The 7,499-nt window shown below is 37.7% G+C and carries 10 protein-coding genes; 5 read left to right on the top strand and 5 right to left on the bottom strand.

Annotated elements, in window-relative coordinates:
- The coding region (locus VEB00_05610; protein ID HYF82487.1) for a hypothetical protein at positions 1-386 on the top strand (386 nt) is incomplete at its 5' end.
- Positions 387-446: 60 nt separating this feature from the next.
- Positions 447-1,154, top strand: a complete 708-nt coding sequence (locus VEB00_05605) for a DNA alkylation repair protein (protein HYF82486.1) — start codon at positions 447-449, stop codon at positions 1,152-1,154.
- A gap of 167 nt (positions 1,155-1,321) precedes the next feature.
- Here VEB00_05605 and VEB00_05600 read toward each other — a convergent pair whose 3' ends face one another.
- The 3 genes from VEB00_05600 to VEB00_05590 form a co-directional block, all read right to left on the bottom strand.
- The gene (locus VEB00_05600) at positions 1,322-1,486 is read right to left on the bottom strand and encodes a hypothetical protein (protein HYF82485.1); all 165 of its coding nucleotides are present in this window, start codon (positions 1,484-1,486) and stop codon (positions 1,322-1,324) included.
- Positions 1,487-1,569: 83 nt separating this feature from the next.
- A complete protein-coding gene (locus tag VEB00_05595; protein ID HYF82484.1) occupies positions 1,570-2,532 on the bottom strand; it encodes a hypothetical protein in 963 nt (320 codons plus the stop codon).
- A 518-nt stretch (positions 2,533-3,050) separates the two neighbouring features.
- A complete protein-coding gene (locus VEB00_05590) occupies positions 3,051-3,455 on the bottom strand; it encodes a hypothetical protein (GenBank protein HYF82483.1) in 405 nt (134 codons plus the stop codon).
- Between the two features lie 138 nt (positions 3,456-3,593).
- On the opposite strand from VEB00_05590, the gene VEB00_05585 reads away from it, so the two are divergent.
- Positions 3,594-3,878 carry a hypothetical protein gene (locus VEB00_05585; GenBank protein HYF82482.1) on the top strand — a complete coding sequence of 95 codons (285 nt, stop codon included), beginning with the start codon at positions 3,594-3,596 and terminating at the stop codon, positions 3,876-3,878.
- Between the two features lie 357 nt (positions 3,879-4,235).
- Positions 4,236-4,421, top strand: a complete 186-nt coding sequence (locus tag VEB00_05580; protein ID HYF82481.1) for a hypothetical protein — start codon at positions 4,236-4,238, stop codon at positions 4,419-4,421.
- A 60-nt stretch (positions 4,422-4,481) separates the two neighbouring features.
- On the opposite strand, the gene VEB00_05575 is transcribed toward VEB00_05580, so the two are convergent.
- Together VEB00_05575 and VEB00_05570 are read right to left on the bottom strand one after the other, a co-directional pair.
- The gene (locus VEB00_05575) at positions 4,482-4,961 is read right to left on the bottom strand and encodes a hypothetical protein (protein HYF82480.1); all 480 of its coding nucleotides are present in this window, start codon (positions 4,959-4,961) and stop codon (positions 4,482-4,484) included.
- A 51-nt stretch (positions 4,962-5,012) separates the two neighbouring features.
- A complete protein-coding gene (locus VEB00_05570) occupies positions 5,013-5,456 on the bottom strand; it encodes a cell wall hydrolase (protein ID HYF82479.1) in 444 nt (147 codons plus the stop codon).
- A 224-nt stretch (positions 5,457-5,680) separates the two neighbouring features.
- Between VEB00_05570 and VEB00_05565 the strand changes: the two genes are divergently transcribed.
- Entirely contained in the window at positions 5,681-7,045 is a 1,365-nt protein-coding gene (locus VEB00_05565; protein ID HYF82478.1) for a D-serine ammonia-lyase, read from the top strand.
- Positions 7,046-7,499 lie beyond the last annotated feature (454 nt).

Raw genomic sequence — 7,499 nt, 5'->3', positions numbered from 1 at the left:
ATAAAATAACGTATGTTTCATCGGATTACGGATTTTCCTACGCCATATATTTGAGCAATGATATTTTTGACCATTCTCTACAATGGTATATTATAACAAATGGTAAGCCGGAAACATGGCATAGGAAAGCTGATATGATGGAAGTAACGCTGAACAGACTGGCCTATAAAACACCAGATTTTGCAAAGCGTATGTTTAGCAATTTGGATGAATGTGTGGGATGTTACAAAAATTGTTTGGCAAAAACCCAATATCAGTTACATGATAAGCAAAAAAGTGTTTGTCATGGTAAGCTAAAATTCAAAATGAGCGCTTCCGGCTTTGAGGATGTGCGTGCTTTCATTGAAGAAATAAACCTTCTTGTACAGGAAACCTTAAATAGGTAATAATATCGTTGATATTATCATGTAACGAATTTTAATATAATATTTAAGGAGATATGAATAATGGAACTAAATGAAATCATGGACGAACTAAAGGCCCTTGGTACAGAGCGCACGAAAAAAATGTATGTAAGCAATGGTGCGCACGAGCCTGTTTTTGGCGTGACTATAAGTGCGATGAAGCCAATTTTCAATAAAATAAAATACAACCAACCTTTAGCAGAACAGCTTTATGCAACAGGAAATTATGATGCCATGTATTTAGCCGGCATGATAGCGGAGCCAAAGAAAATGACAGAGGAAGATTTTAACCGGTGGATAGAAGGCGCTTATTTTTATATGATTTCAGACTTTGTTGTGGCAGTAACCCTTGCCGAAGCAGATATTGCCTTTACCGTTGCCGACCGCTGGATTGACAGCGGAAAAGAATTAACAATGTCGGCTGGCTGGAGCTGCTATGATTGGCTATTAGGCACCCGTAAAGACAGTGAATTCGACAAGGACAAGCTTTTAGCAATGCTTAATCGGGTACGTGACACGATTCACGACCAGCCGAACCGTATTAAATATTCCATGAACAATTTTATTATGGCGGTTGGTATGTCATTTTTACCGCTTCATGAAGAAGCAAAGAAAATTGCTCAAGAAGTAGGAAAGATAGATGTTTTTAAGGGCAAAAACCTCTATCAAACAAATGTCGCAGCAGAATATATTCGAAATGCAGTTGATCAAGGAAAACTGGGCTTTAAACGTAAACATGTAAGATGCTAAATTGTAGTATCAGGCACAGAAGTTATCCGGTTGTCTGTGTGAACAAAAAAATCGCATTTACTTATGGTACGGTGAACCGTACCATAAGTAAATGCGGAAGTGGCGATAAAGTGAGTGATAGCAATGATTATAAGTGGAGTTGATTGGATAGTTGTCTCACACTCCCGTTACTCCTTGTAAAGCCTCTTATATATCTTTTCTAAAATGTATGCATAAGGTGCAGTAAAGCCAATAAGGCCGAAAGAAATTGACCAAAAATCGGCAAGTTGTAATGTCCCTCCAATACTGAATCCAATATAACCCAATATTATTGATGATATTAGTAATAACATTTTTTCCTCCTAAATATTATAAAAAGTTGAAAGCGACTAGGTTATTATATTTTATTTTACTCTATAATTGTAAATTATCAAATTTAACCTTCGTCTGGATATTGTATTAAATAAGAACCAGCTTCAGATGTTCCTGTGTTGAAATTAAAATCCAAACCACCAACTACACTTATTGATGGAGTTCCGACAACTTGTCGATGTCCATACTTAATCATAATATTTGAATTTAACTCGTTACCAGCTATATAAATGATTAGATTGACATACCCACTTCTAGCCCACATATAGTCTAAGTCACCGTAGACTGTGCCTGTAACTGGGAATGTGCTTTTAGCTGCGATAGTTTCCACTGCTGAAAAACTCTTTTTTGATGTCTGTGTTGCTCTTGTTCCAAGGGAATGCTCATAGTATACATTGTGATATGCTGTAGAACTTAAATGCCAGCCTTCAAACCATGATGCCCCTATTATATCTGTAAATGCCCATACTGGGGCATAATCCCATTCCCAGGATACTATTCCGGAATGTTTAGTTTGATTAGTTGAACTGCTATAGCTATACATACCTGTAAAACCATCAATGCTTAAAGTAGCACTAAGAGCTGTAACTTGCTCTTGTGAACCATCAAAGTTTTTAAGCATTTCTATCTTTTCATCACTGTAACCCATTGATTTAAGAGTTTCCTCACTATATTTAGCACGCTCTTTTAATTTCTCCGCATAATCAAGTGATCTAAGTTTCTTAATATCATTCTTTGAATATCCCTGTTTGGAAAGTTCAGCGTCAGTCATGTTCTTTAATGTTTCGAGCATTTCTATTTCACTAATTTTTGCTGAAAATAATTTCTTTAATGTTTTTTCAATACTTTCTTTATCGTGATTATCAAAATATTGATCTATTTTTTCATTAAAAGCCTTTTCTTCTGGTGTAATAACTTCTTTTATGCTATCGCTATTCGAAGTATCAGTATTCTCATGAGCAGATGCGAAAACCCCCATTGTTAATACTAAACATGTTATTAAAATAATACTTAATGTTTTTTTCATCAACAAATACCTCCTGTTTTTTATCTAATAACCTAGTCGCTTAAATTAAATTACTTTAAATTTTTATAACTGTCTTGACTTAAAAACTCAATACTAAAACAACTAGCTACTCATACCCCCTCTTTCAGATTGGCTTTTATTGAATTATATCATAATTAAATGTAATATGTTTACAATTTTGGTAAAATGTATATTCTTTTATATAAACGGTAATTTATAGATAAGTGCCAGGCTCCGAGGTTATTAGGTTATTGTAATCATCGATTTCAGTAACCTAATAACCTTTGCATCTGGCACCTAAATGCCTTTTTTGACAATGAAAAAGACCTCCGAGGTTAATCGGAAGTCCTAGAACACTATTGATAGATTAAATGGTAGGGAGGCGTATCCTACATCTCTTATCAGACCACTTTAGTGGCGTGGCAGCTGCCTGTTCTGCCCTCAAATAACCTATCTACAATATTTTATTACTATTTGCTTACATTATACAGTACGCTATACCGTACTGTCAACATACTTTATTCATATTTTATTAATGTCCCTGATTTCTCATATGTTTTAAATTTGTCAATTGTTATAGGAAATACTGTTTTAACCCATAAAACACCATGAGGCTTAATTCTAACTGCAACTATCATAATTTCGTCAATTATTTTTATGTATTCTATACTTTTTCCACTAGGATGCATACTAATATAATCAGGACTAGATATAATATTGGGAGTTAACTCTGTAAACCTTTTATAATCATCATAAGTTTTGTATTCATCCTTATGTTTTACTGTATACTCTATTTTGTCCTTACTAAATATTATATCTACTTCATTAATATCTAGATTCAACAGATTGATAACTTTTTGGTTAACTTTACCTACACAATATGCTCCTTTGTTCAAATTATCTATATCAAAATATTCTATCATATTTTATCCTCCCACAAAATACATGTCCATATTATACCATAATTTAGCATAATATGAAATATTTTGTAGGGTTTTATATTATTTGTTTATAGTATATTACATGGTATAATTAGGAAAAAGTGTATGGGAGAGTGTATTATGGATAATCAAAATAATGAATTAAAATCATTAAATATATATAATTTACCTAGAATGGACTTAATTAAAGAGATCAAGATTGATGTAAACCAAATACCCATGCAATCATTCCAACCGCAGACTATTAGTCAGATTTCTAAAATATATATCCCTAAAAAAGATGAACCAAAACCTAAAACTGGTATTGAAGGTTGGTATGAAAGAAATAATGGCAAAATGCAGTTACGCTATTCAACAAACAAAAAAATACAAAATTGTTGCACATTGGAAAACATAAGGCTATAATTATTGTAGGGGAATTGAAAAAGGTCGCCGTGACCTGCAAGTGTTGACGCACTTACAGGCTCATGCAGGTGTAGCACCACCCACAAACGCAGCTTTCGCTGCCACAGCAACCTGATGTTATTATAGTCTATTTTTACAGTTATTTCAAGGGCAGCTCCATTGCATTGGTGTTACAATGCGTTTGTATTGTAATGTGCAGGGGTGCCTGAGATTCTGAATGATAACATAGAGTGCATGTGTGGGATAAAACCTGCATATGCACTTTTTCAATTTCCCCTCCTAAAGAAGATAAGGAGGGGAAATATATGATAAAAGGACTTGATTGTATTCAACCTGCGGGGCATGGAGGTATAGGGCATGTACGGTTTTTTTAGGTTCAGCAGCATTAGAGAGGGACTTATTTTCATAGCAGTACAATTTGCTATTCTGGCCATTGCCATACTTTACGAGTACCGGCGGAAAGATCTTGAGGAGAAGCAGAAGGATTTGAGGAGCCTTATATTTGACATTGAAATGCTTGCAAAACATAAACATAAGGCTTGAGTAAAATGTGTACCGGGTACAGCGAACCTCTTATCCTCTGTACCCGGTAAAATATTAATATTACCTATAGAATCTAACAAACTTTATTGAATAAATATCACAAAGCAGAAGGTCATCAGTTTCAATCTCATTTATTATAATGTAGCTTATTCCAACATCCACAAGTGTTCCCTCACGGTCAATCAACATATTGGTGCCAATAAGGAATTCCACCTTGACTCTTGCGCCTATTTGACTCTTGAGATAGCCTTGAGTATACATCACATCAAGTACTGGTGTTGTTGGGAGCATGTCAAAATCTACAGGAGCTGCTCCTGTAATAGGAACCTGCATAGGCTGAGCTGGCATTGTTGGTATCTGCTGTCCCATTCCTGCTTGCCCTCCCATCATGGGCTGTGCCCCGAACTGCTGAGTTCCATAAGGAGTGGGGGCCATAGGATAACCAAAGGAGGTACCCATTTCGGCAGCCTGATTAAGCTGGGATAGGGGAGTGCCAGTAGCAGGCATTTGATTATAATTGTATGGACTATTGCTGTACATAAAGATCTCCTTTCATATATATTCTAATTGGTATAATTCTTCGTTCTTTTCCTATGTAGAATAATAAAGCCTTGTGGGGTTATAGAAACAGTGTTCTGGGATCCTATTTGTAAACCTGCCGGATCCATTCCTCGGGAAAATCGGAGGGCATGTAGGCACGAAGGGGTTGAAGTACCACAGACTATAGGCCACTGTCAGCAGCTTATTGCCTGACAACGCCCAGTCAGCTATTGCATAATGCTCTTGCTCGGCAGGAATGTTATAAATATTCTGTGCGTTATAAGCTCCACCAAGGGTTTCTGATGCACAATCAAACTGCCCCCTCTGAAAGAGTACCCTGCGCAAATCTCCCTGACCTATTCTTTGATACTCTCCGTTGGGTACATGAACTCTATTCATTATTACAGTAGCCACGGCCTTCATCCCATTTTCACCTTCGCCACCGGCCTCGCATTTTATCATTCGAGCAAACAATTCTCTTGTAGAAAGTGGCATAATAATTCACCTCACATGCAGTGATATTACCATTTTATGTAACGGAATCATATTTGACACTGTTCTGGGTATAATTTATTTATTATATAGTTTGCATTAAAGCTGGTTCAAGGAATATGCTTTTGCAATATTTGAATTGTAATATAAAATGTTTATTGCAAAACATGTAGTAGGCAGCCTATTTTATTTTTGTTATATTTAGTATATAGGGAGGAGGATGTTTTATGGTTGATAAAATATTAGGTAAAAGCATAGAACAGTGGGTGATGGAATACCCCATTATCAAAGAGCTTATTGATTATAACCCAACCTTTTGGATAAATGAAATGCTGGATAAGGCAGAAAATGTACTGCATGGACTTCCTGTAAACTACGAGGATATGATCGATGCAGAAAAAAGGCTCCAAAGATTTGCTCCGCTCATATCAAGACTTTTCCCTGAGACAATGGACAGAGAAGGCTTGATTGAATCTGAATTAGTACATATCGATGAGATGAAAAGAAGCTTGCAGGTCGTATATAACCAAGCCTTCGAGGGCGGACTGCTGCTGAAGTGCGACAATTACCTTACAGTAGCGGGGTCTATTAAGGCAAGGGGAGGCATCTACGAGGTGCTGAAGCACGCAGAGGACCTGGCAATTAATAATGGGATGATAGGTATTGATGGCGATTATTCAAGGATGGCAGAACCGGAATTTAAAGATTTCTTTGGAAGATACTCGCTGGCTGTGGGCTCTACCGGCAATTTGGGACTCAGCATAGGCATAATGGGTTCTGCTTTAGGTTTCAAGGTTACCGTACATATGTCAGCAGATGCAAAGGAATGGAAGAAGAAGCTTTTGAGAAGCAGGGGAGTCAATGTCATAGAGTATTCCTCAGACTACAGCAAAGCTGTGGAGGAGGGAAGAAAACAGTCGCAGCAGGATCCAAACAGCTACTTTGTGGACGACGAGCATTCTAAGAACCTTTTCCTTGGATACAGCGTTGCGGCATTTCGTCTGAAGAGTCAGCTGGATAGTCTTGGAATAGCAGTTGATAAAGACCACCCATTGTTTGTATATTTACCTTGCGGCGTGGGCGGGGCACCGGGTGGCATATGCTTTGGCTTGAAGCAGATATTTGGGGACTCTGTGCATGTATTCTTTGTGGAGCCGACTCATTCTCCATGTATGCTGCTTGGTCTGGCAACAGGTGAAAACGACAGGGTTTCAGTGCAGGACTTCGGTCTGGACAATATAACAGATGCCGATGGACTTGCAGTTGGCAGGCCTTCGGGATTTGTAGGCAAGATGGTGGAGCGGCTTCTCAGCGGAGTATTCACAGTGGATGATAAGGAACTATACAAGCTGCTTGCAATGATGAAGGATGAAGAGGGCATAAAGATGGAACCATCAGCAACTCCGGGACTGCTGGGACCTCTGTGGCTGGATGGAAGCAATAAAGGCAGGGATTATGTAAAAACCAACGGTCTTGGTGATAGTATGAAAAATGCGAATCATATAGCATGGGCAACAGGCGGACTGTTTGTGCCTGAAGATATGATGCAGGAGTTCTATGATAGAGGGAAAAAACTTCTAAGCTTACTATAAGAGACTAATGCTACTATGTAGACAATAGAGCAGCCATGTATAGCAAGGTATAGCTATACAAATCTTGATGGTACTAACTCTCTTCGCCTAAGAAAAGTCTAACGCCTTCAAATGGTCATCCTTGACCTTGAAGGCTTGCTTGGCATCCTTGCCTCGCATACGACTGTTTCTAAGGCTCCGTTCCTAAGTACCATTGACAAGCTTTGTATAAGTACACCTTTGCTATTACATGGCTGCTTCTATAGCGCTCATTGTAATTCAGGCTATGACGCTTTGGGGTAGTTTGTCTATCGAGTTGGATGAAGCATTAACCTTGTATATCAGCGAACACTTATAAGTCTTTGGGTAACAGAATAGAGCTTGATACGTAGGAAAATCCGTAAGATTTACGTGATGTAAATCTAGCACATACCAACAGGACGTTGGGTTTATGTGCGTTAGGATTTTACAAGTA

It is taken from the genome of Clostridia bacterium, assembly GCA_035628995.1.
In the GTDB taxonomy this organism is placed as follows: domain Bacteria; phylum Bacillota; class Clostridia; order Lutisporales; family Lutisporaceae; genus BRH-c25.
Note: the sequence above shows the minus strand (reverse complement) of the source record. Positions and strands in the feature narration are given on the sequence as shown.

Excerpts from the sequence above, each read along its gene's own strand:
- VEB00_05605 (HYF82486.1), top strand. The coding sequence starts at position 447 with ATGGAACTAAATGAAATCATGGACGAACTAAAGGCCCTTGGTACAGAG.
- VEB00_05600 (HYF82485.1), bottom strand. The coding sequence starts at position 1,486 with ATGTTATTACTAATATCATCAATAATATTGGGTTATATTGGATTCAGT.
- VEB00_05595 (HYF82484.1), bottom strand. The coding sequence starts at position 2,532 with ATGAAAAAAACATTAAGTATTATTTTAATAACATGTTTAGTATTAACA.
- VEB00_05590 (HYF82483.1), bottom strand. The coding sequence starts at position 3,455 with ATGATAGAATATTTTGATATAGATAATTTGAACAAAGGAGCATATTGT.
- VEB00_05585 (HYF82482.1), top strand. The coding sequence starts at position 3,594 with ATGGATAATCAAAATAATGAATTAAAATCATTAAATATATATAATTTA.
- VEB00_05580 (HYF82481.1), top strand. The coding sequence starts at position 4,236 with ATGTACGGTTTTTTTAGGTTCAGCAGCATTAGAGAGGGACTTATTTTC.
- VEB00_05575 (HYF82480.1), bottom strand. The coding sequence starts at position 4,961 with ATGTACAGCAATAGTCCATACAATTATAATCAAATGCCTGCTACTGGC.
- VEB00_05570 (HYF82479.1), bottom strand. The coding sequence starts at position 5,456 with ATGCCACTTTCTACAAGAGAATTGTTTGCTCGAATGATAAAATGCGAG.
- VEB00_05565 (HYF82478.1), top strand. The coding sequence starts at position 5,681 with ATGGTTGATAAAATATTAGGTAAAAGCATAGAACAGTGGGTGATGGAA.